Source organism: Roseateles sp. (genome assembly GCF_047654805.1).
GTDB lineage: Bacteria > Pseudomonadota > Gammaproteobacteria > Burkholderiales > Burkholderiaceae_C > Pelomonas.
The window spans coordinates 3,225,716-3,243,261 of sequence record NZ_JASGIV010000001.1 but is presented as its reverse complement, the minus strand read 5'-3'; the positions used below and the strand labels follow the sequence as shown (position 1 = coordinate 3,243,261).

General features: G+C 65.3%; 18 protein-coding genes. 13 read left to right on the top strand and 5 right to left on the bottom strand.

The window, feature by feature from the left end:
- The first annotated feature begins 61 nt into the window (after positions 1-61).
- Positions 62-538, top strand: a complete 477-nt coding sequence (gene greA / locus QM732_RS14625) for a transcription elongation factor GreA (RefSeq protein ID WP_331175959.1) — start codon at positions 62-64, stop codon at positions 536-538.
- Positions 538-990, top strand: a complete 453-nt coding sequence (locus QM732_RS14620) for a DUF4149 domain-containing protein (protein WP_415656855.1) — start codon at positions 538-540, stop codon at positions 988-990. Before greA ends, QM732_RS14620 begins: the two co-directional genes overlap by 1 nt.
- Here QM732_RS14620 and QM732_RS14615 read toward each other — a convergent pair.
- Entirely contained in the window at positions 968-1,447 is a 480-nt protein-coding gene (locus tag QM732_RS14615) for a YhbY family RNA-binding protein (RefSeq protein WP_415656854.1), read from the bottom strand. The genes QM732_RS14620 and QM732_RS14615 overlap by 23 nt on opposite strands.
- Positions 1,448-1,467: 20 nt before the next feature.
- Between QM732_RS14615 and QM732_RS14610 the strand changes: the two genes are divergently transcribed.
- From QM732_RS14610 to phoR, 11 genes are all read left to right on the top strand, one after another.
- Entirely contained in the window at positions 1,468-2,142 is a 675-nt protein-coding gene (locus QM732_RS14610) for an RlmE family RNA methyltransferase (protein WP_415656853.1), read from the top strand.
- Between the two features lie 85 nt (positions 2,143-2,227).
- Positions 2,228-4,126 carry an ATP-dependent zinc metalloprotease FtsH gene (gene ftsH / locus QM732_RS14605; RefSeq protein WP_415656852.1) on the top strand — a complete coding sequence of 633 codons (1,899 nt, stop codon included), beginning with the start codon at positions 2,228-2,230 and terminating at the stop codon, positions 4,124-4,126.
- 56 nt (positions 4,127-4,182) lie between these two features.
- On the top strand, positions 4,183-5,040 hold the full coding sequence (gene folP / locus QM732_RS14600; RefSeq protein WP_415656851.1) for a dihydropteroate synthase: 858 nt from the start codon (positions 4,183-4,185) through the stop codon (positions 5,038-5,040).
- Positions 5,040-6,371, top strand: coding sequence for a phosphoglucosamine mutase (gene glmM / locus QM732_RS14595; RefSeq protein WP_415656850.1), 1,332 nt, complete (start codon positions 5,040-5,042; stop codon positions 6,369-6,371). Before folP ends, glmM begins: the two co-directional genes overlap by 1 nt.
- Before the next feature lie 387 nt (positions 6,372-6,758).
- Positions 6,759-7,799 carry a phosphate ABC transporter substrate-binding protein PstS gene (gene pstS, locus QM732_RS14590; RefSeq protein ID WP_415656849.1) on the top strand — a complete coding sequence of 347 codons (1,041 nt, stop codon included), beginning with the start codon at positions 6,759-6,761 and terminating at the stop codon, positions 7,797-7,799.
- Positions 7,800-7,963: 164 nt separating this feature from the next.
- On the top strand, positions 7,964-8,923 hold the full coding sequence (gene pstC / locus QM732_RS14585; protein ID WP_415656848.1) for a phosphate ABC transporter permease subunit PstC: 960 nt from the start codon (positions 7,964-7,966) through the stop codon (positions 8,921-8,923).
- A complete protein-coding gene (pstA, locus tag QM732_RS14580; protein ID WP_415656847.1) occupies positions 8,920-9,783 on the top strand; it encodes a phosphate ABC transporter permease PstA in 864 nt (287 codons plus the stop codon). The genes pstC and pstA overlap by 4 nt, the downstream gene beginning before the upstream one ends.
- Before the next feature lie 9 nt (positions 9,784-9,792).
- The gene (gene pstB, locus QM732_RS14575) at positions 9,793-10,578 is read left to right on the top strand and encodes a phosphate ABC transporter ATP-binding protein PstB (protein ID WP_415656846.1); all 786 of its coding nucleotides are present in this window, start codon (positions 9,793-9,795) and stop codon (positions 10,576-10,578) included.
- Between the two features lie 17 nt (positions 10,579-10,595).
- On the top strand, positions 10,596-11,303 hold the full coding sequence (gene phoU / locus QM732_RS14570) for a phosphate signaling complex protein PhoU (RefSeq protein ID WP_415656845.1): 708 nt from the start codon (positions 10,596-10,598) through the stop codon (positions 11,301-11,303).
- 111 nt (positions 11,304-11,414) lie between these two features.
- Positions 11,415-12,116, top strand: coding sequence for a phosphate regulon transcriptional regulator PhoB (phoB, locus tag QM732_RS14565; protein WP_331176258.1), 702 nt, complete (start codon positions 11,415-11,417; stop codon positions 12,114-12,116).
- Between the two features lie 16 nt (positions 12,117-12,132).
- Positions 12,133-13,500, top strand: coding sequence for a phosphate regulon sensor histidine kinase PhoR (gene phoR, locus QM732_RS14560; protein WP_415656844.1), 1,368 nt, complete (start codon positions 12,133-12,135; stop codon positions 13,498-13,500).
- Here the strand turns inward: phoR and QM732_RS14555 are convergent.
- From QM732_RS14555 to trxA, 4 genes are all read right to left on the bottom strand, one after another.
- The gene (locus tag QM732_RS14555) at positions 13,494-15,134 is read right to left on the bottom strand and encodes a hypothetical protein (RefSeq protein ID WP_415656843.1); all 1,641 of its coding nucleotides are present in this window, start codon (positions 15,132-15,134) and stop codon (positions 13,494-13,496) included. The two genes, phoR and QM732_RS14555, sit on opposite strands and share 7 nt — an antisense overlap.
- A 131-nt stretch (positions 15,135-15,265) precedes the next feature.
- Positions 15,266-15,517 carry a type B 50S ribosomal protein L31 gene (locus tag QM732_RS14550; RefSeq protein WP_132574493.1) on the bottom strand — a complete coding sequence of 84 codons (252 nt, stop codon included), beginning with the start codon at positions 15,515-15,517 and terminating at the stop codon, positions 15,266-15,268.
- A gap of 123 nt (positions 15,518-15,640) precedes the next feature.
- On the bottom strand, positions 15,641-16,906 hold the full coding sequence (rho, locus tag QM732_RS14545) for a transcription termination factor Rho (RefSeq protein WP_415656842.1): 1,266 nt from the start codon (positions 16,904-16,906) through the stop codon (positions 15,641-15,643).
- Between the two features lie 255 nt (positions 16,907-17,161).
- Positions 17,162-17,491, bottom strand: a complete 330-nt coding sequence (trxA, locus tag QM732_RS14540; RefSeq protein WP_056195487.1) for a thioredoxin TrxA — start codon at positions 17,489-17,491, stop codon at positions 17,162-17,164.
- Positions 17,492-17,546: the final 55 nt, after the last annotated feature.

Sequence of the window (17,546 nt, the reverse complement as noted above, 5' to 3'; positions counted from 1 at the left end):
CCGCCGTAGCCTGGACATCCGGGCTGCAGCGGCGGAACTCTTTTTGCCACAGAGTTTTGACATGACCACCATTCCCCTGACCAAGCGCGGCGCCGAGGCGCTCAAGGCCGAGCTGCACCGCCTCAAGACCGTCGAGCGTCATGCCGTCGTTCAGGCGATTGCCGAGGCACGCGCCCAGGGTGACCTGAGCGAGAACGCCGAATACGACGCGGCAAAGGACAAGCAGGGCTTCATCGAAGGTCGTATCCTCGAGATCGAGGGCAAGCTCGCGGCCGCTCAGATCATTGATCCGGCCTCTCTGGATGCCGGTGGCCGCGTGGTGTTCGGCGCCACTGTGGACCTCGAGGACGAGGACAGCGGCAAGGCCGTGACCTACCAGATCACCGGCGATGATGAGGCCGATATCAAGCTGGGCCGGATCTCGGTGGGCTCGCCCATTGCCCGCGCGCTGATCGGCAAGGAAGCCGGCGATGTGGCCGAGGTGCAGGCCCCGGGCGGCGTGCGCCGCTACGAGATCATCGAAGTCCGCTACGAGTGATGTTCGCCCGGCTCCAAGCCCTGCTGGCCGCCCTTTGGGGCGGCCTTTTGCTGTGCATTGCCTTCGTTGCCACGCCGAGCGCCTTCGCCGTGTTGGAGCGCGCCCAGGCAGGTGCCTACGTGGCGCGGGTGTTCGCGATGGAGGCCCCCATCAGCCTAGCCATCGCGTTGGTGCTGATGCTGGTCGAGCGACGCCTGTCACGAGACGAGGTCGAGGCCGGTGGCGTTAGCCATGTGTTCTCGGCCCGGCTGTTGCTGCCGTCTGTGGCGCTGTTCTGCACCGTCGCCGGCTACTATGGCCTGCAGCCCATGATGGCCGACGCGAAAGCGGGCCATGGCGTCGCGTCGTTCGCGGCGTTGCACGGCGTGTCGCTGGCGTTCTTCGGCGTGAAAGGCCTGGCCGTGCTGGCGCTGGCGTGGGTCAGTCAGCTCAGTCCGCGAAGGACTTCTTGACGCTGGTCGTCTTGTTGCGCTTCTTGATGCGCTTGATCTCGCCACCCTGCGTCACGCGTTCGTTGCCCATGACCTTGACCTTGTTGATCTGAGGGCGGCCATTGCCGCTCTTGGAGAACTTGACGATCTTGACGACGCGCGGGCCGGGCATCGCGTTCTCGCGCTCGGTCTTTGCCTTCTCGGGCATGGGCCGCCACAGCACCAGAAGCTTGCCGATGTGCTGGATGGGGGCCGCGTTCAGCTCATCGCAGAGCTGCGCGAACATTTCCTCGCGGGCCGCGCGGTCGTCGCCGAGCACGCGCACCTTGATGAGCCCATGAGACTTCAGTGCAGCGTCGGTTTCCTTCACGACGGCAGGCGTCAGGCCCTCGCCGCCGATCATCACGACCGGGTCGAGATGGTGGGCATCGGCACGCTTGTCCTTGCGCTGGGCGGGGGTGAGGTTGATTTGAGGCATCCCCGTATTATCCCGTAGGCATGAAAACTCAAACCAAAAGCAAGAAGCTGAACAAGGCGTGGCTGAACAACCACGTGTCGGATCCCTATGTGCAGCAGGCGCAGAAGGACGGCTACCGCTCGCGGGCGGCCTACAAGCTCAAGGAGATCGATGAGGAGCTCAAACTGATCCGTCCCGGCCAGGTGGTGGTGGACCTCGGCGCCACCCCGGGCGCCTGGAGCCAATACCTGCGCCGCAAGTTTGCGCCCAAGGAAGCGGGGCAGGGCGGGGCGGCGGTGGGCCAGCTCAACGGCACCATCATCGCGCTGGACCTGTTGGACTTCGAGCCCATAGAGGGCGTGCAATTCATCCAGGGCGATTTCCAGGAGGACTCGGTGCTGGCGCAGCTGGAAGCGGCGCTGGCCGGCAGGCCCGTGGATGTCGTCGTCTCGGACATGGCGCCCAACCTGTCGGGCATTTCATCGACGGATGCCGCTCGCATCTCCAACCTTATCGAGCTGGCGGTCGATTTCGCCGGCAAGCACCTCAAGCCAGAGGGGGCGCTGGTGGCCAAGGTCTTCCACGGCAGCGGCTACAACGAGCTTGTGCAGCTGTTTCGAGCCCAGTTCAAGACCGTCAAGGTGGTCAAGCCCAAGGCCTCTCGGGAGCGGTCTTCCGAGACATTCTTGGTCGGCCTGGGATTGAAAAACCGCTGATTACAGGGGTTGCCCCCTTGCCTCAACTAAAATCGCCCCCACTGTCCTGAAACCCGCGCTGGGCCATCGGGGCCAAGGAGTCGCAGTGAACAATCAATGGTTTTCTAAGTTCGCCGTCTGGATCGTGATCGCCCTGGTGCTGTTCACGGTCGTCAAGCAGTTCGGCGGCACCACCGCACCGGGCAAGCAGGTCACGTATTCCGAGTTCCTGGACCTGGTCCAGGCGCACCGGATCAAGTCGGCGACGCTGCCCGATGGCATCACCGGCGACATCTACGCCGAAGACACCGAAGGCAACAAGATCCGTACGTTGGCCACCTATCAGGACCGCGGCCTTGTCGGCGACTTGCGCAACAACGGCGTCAAGTTCGATATCAAGCCTCGTGAGGAGCAGAGCTTCCTGGTCAGCATGCTGATCAACTGGACGCCCATGCTGTTGCTGATCGGCGTCTGGGTCTATTTCATGCGCCAGATGCAAGGCGGCGGCAAAGGCGGGGCGTTCAGCTTCGGCAAATCCAAAGCCCGCATGCTGGACGAGAACAACAACACCATCACCTTCGCCGACGTGGCCGGCTGCGATGAAGCCAAGGAAGAGGTGAAGGAGCTGGTCGACTTCCTGAAGGACCCGCAGAAGTTCCAGAAGCTGGGCGGGCGGATCCCGCGTGGCGTGCTGATGGTCGGCCCCCCGGGTACCGGCAAGACGCTGCTGGCCAAGTCCATCGCTGGCGAGGCAAAGGTTCCCTTCTTCACGATCTCGGGCTCCGACTTCGTAGAAATGTTCGTCGGTGTCGGTGCCGCCCGCGTGCGCGACATGTTCGAGCAGGCCAAGAAGAGCGCCCCCTGCATCATCTTCATCGACGAAATCGACGCTGTGGGTCGCCATCGTGGCGCCGGCCTGGGTGGCGGCAACGACGAGCGCGAGCAGACGCTCAACCAGATGCTCGTCGAGATGGACGGCTTCGACACCAACCTGGGCGTCATCGTCATCGCCGCCACCAACCGCCCCGACATCCTGGACCCGGCCCTGCTGCGTCCCGGCCGCTTCGACCGCCAGGTCTACGTCACGCTGCCGGACATCCGTGGCCGCGAGCAGATCCTGAACGTCCACATGCGCAAGGTGCCCATCGGGCAAGACGTCAACGCGTCCATCTTGGCCCGCGGCACGCCCGGCATGAGCGGTGCCGATCTGGCCAACCTCGTCAACGAGGCCGCGCTGTTTGCTGCCCGCCGCGGTGGTCGCCTCGTCGAGATGATCGACTTCGAGCGCGCCAAGGACAAGCTCTACATGGGCCCCGAGCGCAAGAGCATGGTCATGACCGAGGAAGAGAAGCGTGCGACTGCGTATCACGAGTCCGGCCATGCCATCGTCGCGGAATGCCTGCCCGGCACCGATCCGGTCCACAAGGTGACGATCATGCCGCGTGGCCGCGCGCTCGGTGTGACGTGGCAACTGCCAGAACGCGACCAGTACAGCAAGTACTACAAGCAGATGCTCAACGAGATCAGCATCCTGTTCGGCGGCCGCATCGCCGAGGATCTGTTCGTCCACGACATCTCGACCGGTGCATCCAATGACTACGAGCGTGCGACCCGCATCGCCCGCGACATGGTCACCCGCTATGGCATGAGCGACCTGCTCGGCCCGATGGTCTACGCTGAGAACGAGGGTGAAGTCTTCCTTGGTCGCAGCATGACCAAGACGGCAAACATCAGCGAAAGCACGCAACAGAAGGTCGATGCCGAGATGCGCCGCATCCTCGACGAGCAGTACGCCGTCGCGCAGAAGATCCTCGAGGACAACCGTGACAAGGTGGAGACCATGACGGAGGCGCTGATGAAGTGGGAAACCATCGATCGCGACCAAGTCCTGGACATCATGGCGGGCCGTCCCCCGCGTGCACCGGATGACAAGCCGACGACCCCAAGCGGTCCGGCCGGCGGCACTCCCCCGGTCAGCACCGACGGTGCTCCTGCCGCGGCCTGACAGGCCGCCCCACGAGCAGGCCCGACTAGCAAGTCGGGCCTTTTTCATTCAGCACCATGCATTGGCAGACCCGCCGTTTCCGCATCGACCTCAGCCGCCCGCGCGTGATGGGCATCGTCAACGTGACGCCCGACTCCTTCTCGGACGGAGGTCGGCATGACGACACTCGCGCGGCCATCGCACATTGCGAACGACTTGTCGCGGACGGCGCGGACATCCTGGACATCGGCGGCGAGTCCACGCGCCCCGGCGCGCCACGTGTGGATGCCGACAGCGAATGGGCGCGCATCGCCGACGTACTGGCCGCTGCCGTGACGTTGGGCGTGCCGGTCTCGGTCGACACCTTCAAGCCCGAGGTCATGCGCCGTGCGCTTGAAAACGGTGCGGACATCATCAATGACGTGCAGGCCCTGCAGATGCCCGGTGCGCTTGCGGCCGTGGCGGGCAGCGGCGCGGGCGTATGCCTGATGCACATGCGCGGCGAGCCGGCGTCCATGATGGAGTTGGCCGTCTATGGCGATGTCGTCGCCGAAGTGTCCGCCTTCCTGTCCCAGCGCGCCCAGGCCGCGCTCGACTCGGGCATCCCGGCCGAGTGCATCGCCCTGGATCCCGGCTACGGCTTCGCCAAGGCCGCCGAGCACAACCTCAGGCTGCTCGCCGGTCAGCAATGCCTGGCCAAGCTGGGTTACCCGCTGCTGGTGGGCTGGTCACGCAAGCGCACGCTGGGCGACATCACCGGTCGGCCGGTGGGTGAGCGCCTGGCCGCCAGCGTGGCAGCCGCGCTGCGGGCCGCCAGTGCCGGCGCTCGCGTGATTCGCGTGCACGATGTCCCTGCCACGGTGGACGCACTCAAGGTCTGGGCCGCGGTCGATGCAGCGACAATTCCGCCTACTGCACAAAAGGAAGACGCTTGATGAGCCGCAAGTATTTCGGAACCGACGGCATTCGAGGCACGGTGGGGCAGGAGCCCATCACGCCGGACTTCATGCTGCGTCTGGGCCATGCGGTAGGCCGTGTGCTGCGCAAGACTTCCAAGCGCCCGACGGTGCTGATCGGCAAGGACACCCGCATCTCCGGCTACATGATCGAATCCGCGCTGGAAGCCGGCTTCGCTTCTGCCGGCGTCAACGTGCTGCTGACCGGCCCGCTGCCGACTCCTGGCGTCGCGTACCTGACGCGCGCGCTGCGTCAGGATCTCGGCGTCGTCATCAGCGCTTCTCACAACCCTTTTGCCGACAACGGCATCAAGTTCTTCTCCGCCAAAGGTGAGAAGCTGCCGGATGCGTGGGAGCTGGCCGTCGAGGCCGCGCTGGAAGAAGCGCCACAGTGGGTGGACTCCGCCAGTCTGGGCCGCGCCAAGCGCCTGGAAGACGCGCGCGGGCGCTATATCGAGTTCTGCAAGAACAGCTTCGGCTCGGACCTGACGCTCAAGGGGTTGAAGATCGTCGTCGATGCGGCCCACGGCGCGGCGTACCACGTCGCGCCCGATGTGTTCCACGAATTGGGCGCTGAAGTTGTTGCCATCGGCTGCAAGCCCGATGGCTTCAACATCAATGCCGGTTTCGGTGCGACTTCGCCGGGCGCGCTGGTCGAGGCGGTAAAGGCCCAGGGCGCGGACTATGGCGTGGCGCTGGACGGAGATGCAGACCGGCTGCAGCTGGTTGATGCCCAGGGGCGCCTCTACAACGGCGACGAGCTCCTCTACGTGATGGTGGCCGACCGGCTTGGACAAGGCCTGCGGGTGCCGGGTGCCGTCGGCACGTTGATGACCAACATGGCCGTGGAGCTGGCGCTGCGCTCCCGCGACGTCGAGTTCGTGCGCGCCAAGGTCGGCGACCGCTATGTGCTGGAAGAGCTGGCCGCGCGCGGCTGGCAGCTCGGTGGCGAGGGCTCCGGCCATCTGTTGGCGCTGGACAAGCACACCACGGGCGACGGCATCGTCAGCGCGCTGCTGGTGCTGCAGTCGGTCTGCCGCAGCGGCCGCAGCCTCGCCGAGCAACTGCAGGGTGTGGACCTGTTCCCGCAGACCCTGATCAACGTGCGCCTGCGGGCAGGCCAGGACTGGAAAGCCAGTGCTCGCCTGGCCGAGGAGCAGGCTGCCGTGTCGGCCGAACTCGGCGACCGCGGCCGCGTGCTGATCCGCGCCTCCGGCACGGAGCCGCTGCTTCGCGTGATGGTTGAGGCGTCAGACGCCGCCATGGCTCAGCGCTGCGCCCAGCGTCTGGCCGAGGCCGTGACGGCCTGACGCCAGCCAGCGCCCGGCAAAAAGCCTGCCGCGAAGCCCGTGTCGATACTCTGACGCGCCGCTGGGCGGCTGGGCACGATGCCCCGCAACGTCAGTTGCGGGGCATTTCTGCGTATGTGCTACGCGAAAGCCCAGCATGGCCTTGAGCTGGGGGGCGGGATCGAAGGCTGTCTTGGACATGGGTCGGGCCATTTGGCCTCCAGAAGCGCAATATGGCATTTGCGTGAACGCCGGATGACGACTGTCACAAAGCGGTGCCGACTCCTTCCCAGCGGCGCATTGACGCGCTCCAATGTCCGGATTGATGAATCGAAGGTCACCGAATCGTCACATTGGATCCCTAGGATGCCGGTCATCGTCAAAACCGCCATGCGGAAGGTGTCTCAGATGAAGTTTGTCCAGGTCAGCAAGTCCCTCGCCCTCGTCGTCGGTCTGTTCGGTGCCCAGATGGCATTCGCCCAGGACGTGACTGGTGCCGGCGCCACGTTCCCGGCCCCCATCTACGCCAAGTGGGCCGACGCCTACAACAAGGCCAGCGGTGCTCGCATCAACTATCAGTCGGTGGGCTCCGGTGCCGGCATCAAGCAGATCAAGGCCAAGACGGTCGACTTCGGCGCATCCGACATGCCGTTGAAGGACGAGGACCTGGCCAAGGACGGCCTGCTGCAGTTCCCGACCGTCATCGGCGGCGTGGTACCTGTCATCAACGTCAAGGGCATCGCCCCGGGGCAACTGAAGCTGACTGGCCCTGTGCTGGCCGATATCTACCTCGGCAAGATCACGAAGTGGAGCGATGCGGCCATCGCGTCGTTGAACCCCGGCGTCGCGCTGCCTGACGCGGCCATTGCTCCGGTGGCCCGTGCTGATGGTTCCGGCACGACCTTCATCTTCACGAACTACCTGTCCAAGGTTAGCGAACCCTGGAAGAGCCAGGTTGGCGAGGGCACGACGGTCAAGTGGCTGACCGGCACGGCCGGCAAGGGTAACGAGGGCGTCGCCGCCTTCGTGCAACGTCTGCCCAACTCCATCGGCTACGTCGAGTACGCCTATGTGAAGCAGAACAAGATGACCTACGTCCAGCTGAAGAACCGCGACGGCCAGTGGGTCAACCCCAGCGACGAGGCCTTCAAGGCCGCCGCTGCTGGCGCCGACTGGAACAAGACCTTCTACCAGATCACGACCGACCAGCCCGGCAAGGCCGCATGGCCGCTGACCAACCCGACTTACATCCTGATGTACAAGTCGCAGGACAAGGCCGCTCAAGCTGCCGCCGCCCTGAAGTTCTTTGACTGGGCCTATGCCAACGGGGACAAGGCCGCCGACGAACTGGACTACGTGCCGCTGCCCGCGAACGTGAAGGACCTGGTGCGCAAGCAGTGGGCCGACCACATCAAGGACACTGCCGGCAAGCCCGTCGCCTTCAAGTGAAAGCCGCGCGCCATTCGCAGCAGTGATGTGAGCCCGGCCAAGGCCGGGCTTTGCTGCATCGAAGGCGCCCACAACCCCTGACCAGACCTTCCGGAGGTTCCTTGGCAGCCATACTCCCCGCCGACGGCGCCGGCGCAGATCGAAGCGAGCCGCAGCCGCATTCGATGAAGCCGCAGCCTCCCCGCCGCCGCGTCGCCCCCTGGGCCGATGCGCTCTTTGCCGCCCTGTCCCAGGGGGCCGCCTGGCTGACGCTGGCCCTGATGGTCGGCATCATCGGTGCCCTCGTCGTTGGTGCCGCGCCGGCGCTGAAGGCCTTCGGCCTGGGTTTCCTCACCAGTGCGGAATGGGATCCGGTCCAGGAGAAGTTCGGCGGACTGGTGATGATCTACGGCACGCTGGCCAGTTCCTTCATCGCGCTGGTCATCGCCGTGCCGGTCAGCTTTGGCATTGCCATTTTCCTGACTGAACTCTCGCCCAGCTGGCTCAAGCGCCCTCTGGGCATCGCCATCGAGCTGCTGGCCGCAGTGCCGTCCATCGTCTACGGCATGTGGGGCCTGCTTGTCTTCGGTCCCATCCTGGCCACCTTCGTGCAGCAGCCGCTGCAGGCGCTGCTGGGCGGCGTGCCGGTGCTGGGCTCGCTCGTTTCTGGTCCCCCGGTGGGCATCGGCATCTTGTCGGCCGGCATCATCCTGGCCATCATGATCATCCCCTTCATCGCCTCGGTGATGCGTGACGTCTTCGAGGTCACTCCACCCATGCTGAAGGAGTCCGCGTACGGACTGGGTGCGACGACCTGGGAGGTTGTCTCCCGCGTCGTGCTGCCCTACACCAAGACCGGCGTGGTCGGCGGCATCATGCTGGGGCTGGGCCGTGCGCTGGGCGAGACGATGGCAGTCACCTTCGTCATCGGCAACATGAACCAACTCAACTCGCTGTCCGTCTTCGAGGCGGCCAACAGCATCACCTCGACGCTGGCCAACGAGTTCGCGGAGGCCGGCGAAGGCCTGCACCAGGCCTCGCTCATGTATCTCGGCCTGGTGCTGTTCCTGATCACCTTCGTCGTGCTGTCCATCTCCAAGCTTCTGCTGGCGCGGCTGAAGAAGAACGAAGGAGCCCGTTCATGAGCACCACCCTCGACGCACGCCGCCTGGCGATGCACAACAAGCGCAAGCGCACCAACGCCATCGCGCTGACGCTGTCGCTCGGGGCCATGGCCTTCGGGGTCTTCTGGCTGATCTGGATCCTGTTCGAGACCATCTACCTCGGCATCGGCGGCCTCAGCCTGGCCACGTTCACGCAGATGACGCCGCCGCCACAAGGTGAGGGCGGTGGTTTGGCGAATGCGCTGTTCGGCAGCTTCGTGATGGTGGGCCTGGCCACGCTGGTGGGTACGCCAATCGGCATTCTGGCTGGCGTCTACCTGGCGGAGTACGGCCAGAAGAACTGGCTGGGCGCCGCGGTGCGCTTCATCAACGACATTCTGTTGTCCGCGCCTTCCATCGTCGTCGGCCTGTTCGTCTATGCCGTCGTCGTTGCCAAGCTGAAGAGCTTCTCGGGCCTGGCCGGTTCGCTGGCCCTGGCGCTGCTGGTCATCCCCGTCGTCATCCGCACGACGGAGAACATGCTGAGCCTGGTACCCAACGCACTGCGCGAGGCGGCCTATGCCCTGGGCACGCCCAAGTGGAAGGTCATCCTGTCCGTCACGCTCAAGGCTGCGAGCGCCGGCGTCATCACCGGCATCCTGCTGGCCCTGGCACGCGTGTCCGGCGAGACCGCGCCGCTGCTGTTCACGGCCCTGTCCAACCAGTTCTGGACCAGCGACCTCAGCTCGCCCATGGCGAGCCTGCCCGTCACCATCTTCAAGTTCGCGATGAGCCCCTATGAGAACTGGCAGAAGCTGGCCTGGGCCGGCGTCTTCCTGATCACGGTTGGCGTGCTGCTGCTGAACATCCTGGCACGCGTGCTCTTCAAGAACAAACACTAAGGACCCACCATGGACGCCAAGATCGAAACGCCCGTGGGTGAGCGCGCCAAGCTGTCGGTGCGCAACCTGAACTTCTACTACGGCGGTTTCCACGCGCTGAAGAACATCAACCTCGACATCCCCGAGAAGAAGGTCACCGCCTTCATCGGCCCGTCGGGCTGCGGCAAGTCAACGCTGCTGCGCACGCTGAACCGCATGTTCGAGCTTTATCCCGAGCAGCGCGCCGAAGGCGAGATCCTGCTGGACGGCGAGAACATCCTGTCCAGCAAGGACGATGTTTCCCTGATCCGTGCCAAGGTTGGCATGGTGTTCCAGAAGCCCACGCCGTTCCCGATGTCCATCTACGACAACATCGCCTTCGGCGTGCGCCTGTTCGAGACGCTGCCGCGCGTGGAGATGGACGAGCGTGTGGAGTGGGCGCTGAAGAAGGCCGCTCTCTGGACCGAAGTGAAGGACAAGCTCAGCCAGAGCGGCGCCGGCCTTTCTGGTGGCCAGCAGCAGCGCCTTTGCATCGCGCGTGGTATCGCCATCAAGCCCGAGGTATTGCTGCTCGACGAGCCCTGCTCGGCGCTGGATCCCATCTCCACCGGCAAGATCGAGGAGCTCATCCACGAGCTCAAGAGCGACTACACCGTGGCCATCGTGACCCACAACATGCAGCAGGCCGCACGCTGCTCGGACTACACGGCCTACATGTACCTGGGTGACCTGATCGAGTTCGGCCCAACGGCGGAGCTCTTCATGAAGCCCAAGCGCAAGGACACGGAAGACTACATCACGGGCCGTTTCGGCTGACCCGCTAGGAGAACGGTATGGTGGACAAGCATCTCTCGACCCAGTTCGATGCCGAGCTCAGCGGCATCTCGACCCGCGTGCTCGAAATGGGCGGCCTCGTCGAGGCCCAAGTGGCGCAGGCCGTGCAGGCCCTGGTGGACTTCAGCGCCGATTCGGCTGATGAAGTGCTGGACAAGGAAAGTCGTGTCAACGCGATGGAAGTGGAGATTGATCGTGATCTCTCCAGCATCATCGCGCGGCGCCAGCCCACGGCACGCGACCTGCGGCTGCTGATCGCCATCAGCAAGAGCATCGCCAACCTGGAGCGCGTCGGCGACGAAGCCGCGCGCATCGCGCGCACCGTGCAGCGCCTGGTCTCCAGCGGTATCTCCAGCCGCATGCGGCTGCCGATGTCCGATCTGGCCTACGAGGCCGAACTGGCCACCAGCCAACTGCGTAAGGCGCTGGACGCATTCGCCCGCCTGGACGTGGAGCGGGCCCTGGATGTGCTCAAGCACGACGACGAGATCGACAAGGAATTCGACGGCCTGCTGCGCAAGCTCATCACCTACATGATGGAAGACCCGCGCACCATTTCTTCGTCCATCGACCTCGTCTTCGTCGCCAAGGCCATCGAGCGCGTCGGCGACCACGCCAAGAACCTGGCCGAGGTCATCATCTACGTGGTCAAGGGCCAGGACGTCCGGCACAACTCGCCGGAGACCGTCGAGACCATGGTTCGATAGACCATCCCCTACAGGCTTCGCTGGCCCCTCAAGAGGGGGCTGCCATTGGCCCGGCAATGCCGGCTCGATGGCAGTTTCCCGGCAAGGCACTACTTTCGAAAGAGCACTCTTATGAGTCGAGTTTTGGTTGTGGAGGACGAGTCGGCGATTGCCGAGCTCATCTCCATCAATCTGCGTCACGCTGGCTTCGAGGTCACGCTGGCTGCCAGCGCCACGCAGGCCCAGTACGAAGTGGACCGCGTGCTGCCCGACCTCGTCGTGCTGGACTGGATGCTGCCCGGCCAGAGCGGCGTGGCTCTGGCACGCCAGTGGCGCGGCACGGCGCGCACCAAAGAATTGCCCATCATCATGCTGACGGCGCGCGCCGAGGAGGGCGACAAGATTGCCGGCCTGGATGCAGGTGCCGACGACTACGTCACCAAGCCCTTCTCGACCAACGAGCTGCTGGCACGCATTCGTGCGGTGCTGCGCCGCAAGGCGCCCGAGGCGCTGGACAGTGCGGTCGAGGTCGGCCCGCTGCTGCTGGACCCCGGCACGCGCCGGGTCAGCCGCGATGGCGCCGAGGTCAAGCTGGGCCCTACCGAATTCCGCCTGCTGCACTTCCTGATGACGCACCCCGAGCGCGTGCACAGCCGCTCGCAGCTGCTGGACCGAGTCTGGGGCGATCACGTCTTCATCGAGGAGCGCACCATCGACGTCCATGTCAAGCGTCTGCGGGAAGCGCTGGAGCGCGTGCAGTGCGCGCGCATGATCGAGACCGTCCGCGGCGCCGGCTACCGGCTGACGCAACAGAGCAGCGCTCTTTCCGCCTGAACCCACGTCCGGCCTCATGACCTGGTTGTTGTCTCGACTGCTGATGGCCCTCGGGGCCGCGCTGTTCGGGTTTGTCGTCGGCGCAGTCGTGCATTCGGCCACGGGTATCGAGAGCTTGAGCCTGGGGCTTGGCGTGGCCTCCGGTGTGCTGCTGGTGCTGGTTGTCGACGCCGTACGCGGCAACCGGCTGCTGAACTGGCTGCGCGGCAACCAGCTCGACAACGCGCCGCGTGACACCGGGCTGTGGGGCGAGTTGGGCTACCGCGTCGAGCGCGCAATGCGTGATCGCGATCGTGCGCTGGCACGCGGCCGGTTGGAACTCGAGCAGTTCCTGTCCGCCATCGAGGCCTCGCCCAATGGCGTGCTGATGCTGGACTCGCACGAGCAGATCGTGTGGTGCAACCGCGTCGCGGCCGACCATTTCGCACTGGATCCGCAGCGTGACTTGCGCCAGCGCATCACCAATCTCGTGCGCGCACCGGCCTTCGTCGCCTACCTGCAGGCCGGCAGCTATGCCGAGCCGCTGGTGCTGGGCAACGGGCGCGGCCCGGGTACGCTGTCGATCATCGTGCGCGAGTACGGCGAGAGCATGCGCCTGGTGTTGTCGCTTGACATCACCGAACGCGTGCGCAATGAGGCAATGCGCCGCGATTTCGTCGCCAATGTCTCGCACGAGATCCGGACGCCGCTTACCGTGTTGGCAGGCTTCATCGAGACCATGCACACGCTGCCGCTGACGGCGGTCGAGCGTGAGCGTGTCATCGTGCTGATGACGCAGCAGACGGATCGCATGCAGACCCTGGTGGCCGACCTGCTGGCGCTGTCACAGCTCGAGGGCAGCCCGCGCCCGGCGCCGGATCGCTGGGTGGGTCTGGACGGCCTGCTGCGTCGCGTCGCCGCCGACGCCGAGGCCTTGTCGGCCGGCCGTCATCGCCTGCATCTGGCGCCTGGTACCGGCGTCGAGTTGGCCGGCATCGAGAGCGAGCTTCTGAGCGCCATTGCCAATCTCGTCACCAACGCCGTGCGCTACACGCCGGATGGCGGCGAGGTCGAGGTGGCCTGGCGGCTGCTGGAGGACGGCAGCGGCGAGCTGACGGTCATCGATACGGGCCTGGGTATTGCGCGCGAGCACATCCCGCGCCTCACCGAGCGCTTCTATCGCGTCGACGGCAGTCGTTCGCGGGAGACCGGCGGTACTGGCCTGGGGCTGTCCATCGTCAAGCACGTCATGCAGCGCCACGGCGGCGAGTTGATGATCCAGAGCGAAGTGGGCAAGGGCTCTCGCTTCCGCCTGGTCTTCCCCGCCGCTCGAGTACGTCACGCGAGCGACTCGGCGCTGGGCGACGAAGCCGCGTTCAACGCGGCCGTGCTGTCAGATCACTGACGTTGGAGCAGGACGAGCCCGGCGCCGCCGCTGCGGTCCGTCGGTCGCTTGACCTGTGCGACCACGCGCCAGCCCGACGGCGTGGCCTGGCCCGCGCTGACAACGGCGTGGCTGCATTCAGAAGCGCCCAGCGAGCCGCGCCCTTGCACCTGCCAGCCACCATGCCACTCCAGCGCGGCCAGCGTCGCCAGGTTCTGTCCCGGTGCGGCCAGGCAACTGGCGCTCGCCGGCATGTGGGGCTTCAGTCTCGCCACCAGCGGCGACAGACTGCGCGCGTAGTCCAGCGGCGGCAGCAGCAGGCTCATGACCAGCAGCCAGCCCAGGGCAACGCCACCGGCCGGCAGGGCCAGGCTCTTCCATAGTGCGTGCCGGTGTCGCGCGGTACGCCAGCGCACCAGGGCCAGCCAGGCCAGCGTCGCTGCGATGGCGAACACCAGCGCGGCGACACTGAACTCCGGCTCGAAGCCCTCGGCGAGCCGGCGCAGATTGGCCAGCGGGCGCGGCGGCCAGCCGGTGTGCATGGACAGGTAGTAGAGCCAGAAGAACAGCGCCGCTGCGCTAAAGAAGAACACCGAGAACCAGTCCACTGCGGCCGAGAAGCCGCGGCTCAGCGTCGGCAGCGCGAATGCAGCCAGGATGGCCAGCGACGGCAGGGCCAGCAGTAGTGCACGCTCCGAGCCGTCCATGGTGATGCAGGCTGCCAGCGGCACCAACAGCGCGATCGCCGGTACCGTGATGTGGCGGCGCAGGCCGTGGCGCCGCCAGCGCCACAGTGTCCACAGCGCAAGCGGTCCGGAGGGCCAGCAGAACCAGGCCAGCAGGCTCGAGAGAGAGCCGAGCTGCAGGCCCGGTCGCACGCGCCATGCCCAGCCGTCGAAAGCCCAGGCCGCCAACACAGCCAGCGTCAGCGCGCCCAGCAGCCAGGCACGTTGCGCCTTGGCCTCGGCATAGCTGGAGCGGTGGTTGAGCAGCACTCCCAGCAGACCCAGTGCACAGGCCACCGTAGGCGCGCCACTGGCGGCAAGCACCGGCAGAGCGATCAGAACGGCGGCGCGCGAGCGACCGGGCTTGAAGGGCGCGGCCGCCAGACCGTAGAGGTAACCGGACACGGCCAGCAGTTGCAGCAGCTCCGGCGTGGTCTCGTGGCCCAGTTGCAGCAGGCCCAGCGAGGCCATCAGCGCCAGCAATGCACCGTCGGCGAGGGCGCGGGCGTAGTCCACAGCCTGGGCTTCACCGCCGAAGGCGAAGGCGACGGGCTGGGCGGCTTCGGTGCGGGCCAGGTGGAAACAGGTGTACCAGACCGCCACCAGCACGCCCACCAGCACCAGCGCATAGGGCAGGCGGGCGGCGACGGGCTCGTCGAGAAAGGGCAGAGCCTTGATGGCCAGCGCACCCAGCCAATAGGGCAGAGGACCGCCTTCGGCCGGAATGCCCGCGATGGCGGGCTGCCACCAGGGGGCTCGCCCTTCGGCGATGCTGGCCATGAAGCCGAAGGCCGTCAGGTCGGCATTGCGCCAAGGGCCGCGGCCGAAGATCCCAGGCAGCACATAGGCCGCGCACAACAGGACCAGCGCCAGGCGCGGTAGGCGCTCGACGCCGCGCTCGGCGACGATGGCGGGGGTGGGGAGATTCACTCGCAGGCGGATTCTTGAAGTGGCGGGATCATGCCGCAGAAATGAAGGGGGGCGTCCCAAGCTGCAGAAATGACAAAGGGCAGCCGAGGCTGCCCTTGCTTTCGGAAGCGGTGCGAGACCGCCTCGACGAATTACTTCTTGAGATGAGCGAACTTGTTGCGGAACTTCTCGACGCGGCCGCCCAGGTTGTCCACGCTCTTCTGCGTGCCCGTGTAGAAGGGGTGCGATTCGCTGGTGGTTTCCAGCTTCACCAGGGGCATGGTCTTGCCGTCGAGTTCAATCGTTTCCTTGGTCTGGACGGTGGAACGCGTCACGAACTGGAAACCGTTGGACAGGTCGACGAAGACGACGTCGCGGTAGTTGGGGTGAATGCCTTCTTTCATGGGAACCTCTTGGCTTAGGTCGGGAGCCACGCCACACGCTGCGACGCACTTTCCGGGTGTTCTGGGGCGGAAAACCCGCGATTGTAGCGGGCTTCCCTGCAGTTTGGCTAGCTTGGGCTGAAGTTACCCGCCGCGCCGCATCATGTCGAAGAAGTCCAGGTTGTTCTTCGATGCCTTCATCTTGTCGAGGATGAACTCCATCGCCTCGATCTCGTCCATGTTGTAGAGCAGCTTGCGCAGGATCCAGCTCTTTTGCAGGATCTCGGGCTTGAGCAGCAACTCTTCACGGCGGGTGCCGGACTTGTTGATCAGGATGGATGGGTAGACGCGCTTCTCGGCCATGCGGCGATCCAAGTGGATTTCGCAATTGCCGGTGCCCTTGAACTCCTCGTAGATGACCTCGTCCATCTTGGAGCCGGTGTCGATCAGCGCCGTGCCGATGATGGTCAGCGAGCCGCCTTCCTCGATGTTGCGCGCCGCGCCGAAGAAGCGCTTGGGGCGCTGCAGCGCGTTGGCGTCCACGCCGCCGGTCAGCACCTTGCCGGAGCTGGGCAGCACGTTGTTGTAGGCGCGAGCCAGGCGGGTGATCGAGTCCAGCAGGATGATCACGTCCTTCTTCAGCTCCACCAGACGCTTGGCGCGCTCGATCACCATCTCGGCCACCTGCACGTGGCGGGCGGCGGGCTCGTCGAAGGTGGAGGAGATGACCTCGCCGCGCACGGTGCGCAGCATCTCGGTCACTTCCTCTGGGCGCTCGTCGACAAGCAGCACGATGAGGTGGCAGTCCGGATGGTTGGCCACCAGCGCATGCGCCAGGCTCTTCATCATCTCGGTCTTGCCGGTCTTGGGCTGCGACACGATCAGTGCACGCTGGCCTTTGCCGATGGGTGCGATCAGGTCGATGATGCGGCCGGTGATGTTCTCCTCGCCCTTGAAACCCTCTCGCTCGAGCTTGAACTGCTCCTTGGGGAACAAGGGAGTCAGGTTCTCGAACATGATCTTGTTCTTGCTCTCCTCCGGCGTCTGGTTGTTGACGCGGTCGACCTTCACGAGAGCAAAGTAGCGTTCGCCGTCCTTGGGCACACGCACCTCGCCCTCGACGAGGTCGCCGGTGTGCAGGTTGAAGCGGCGGATCTGGCTGGGCGACAGGTAGATGTCGTCCGTGGAGGCCATGTAGCTGGCTTCAATGGAGCGCAGGAAGCCGAAGCCGTCCGGCAGCACCTCGAGCACGCCATCACCGAAGACCTGCTCGCCGGCTTTGGCGCGCTTCTTCATGATGGCAAACATCAGTTCCTGCTTGCGCAGGCGGGTGACGTTGTCGATCTCCAGCTCCTCGCCCATCTGGATGAGGGCGGAGACGTGAAGGGCTTTGAGTTCGGAAAGATGCATGGGTGAACACCCGTCAGGGGCCGCGGCGCCAGCCAAGGCGCTTGCGGCGGTATCACGGCCGCCCCGGAACAGGATCGAATGGCTACCGTTCAAACGGCGAACGGCGCGAATTCAACAACAAAGTGGTGGGAGGGGGAGCCGAGTCCACGCTGGCTGGGTGTCCGATTCGTGATCAGTGCGCCCGGGGCGTGTTGGCTTTGGCTGCTGCAGTGACCGCGCGGGGAGCGCCGTGAGCACTGCAGCAGTTGGACGCGATTATAGATTCGCGTCGAGGAATGCGGTCAACTGGGCCTTGGAGAGGGCACCGACCTTGGTGGCGGCGAGCTGGCCGTCCTTGAACAGCATCAGCGTCGGGATGCCGCGGATGCCGAACTTGGCGGGCACCTCGCGGTTCTCGTCCACGTTCATCTTGGCGATCTGCAGCTTGTCGCCGTAGCCGGTCGCGACCTCGTCCAGGATGGGCGCGATCATCTTGCAGGGGCCGCACCATTCGGCCCAGTAGTCCACCAGCACCGGCTTGCCGGACTGGATCACGTCGGCGTCGAAGGACGCGTCGGAAACATGCTTGATCAATTCGCTACTCATGGGAGGGTTCCTTGGCCTCAAAGGGTTGGCGGTCACCGCGGGTGGGGCCGTCCGA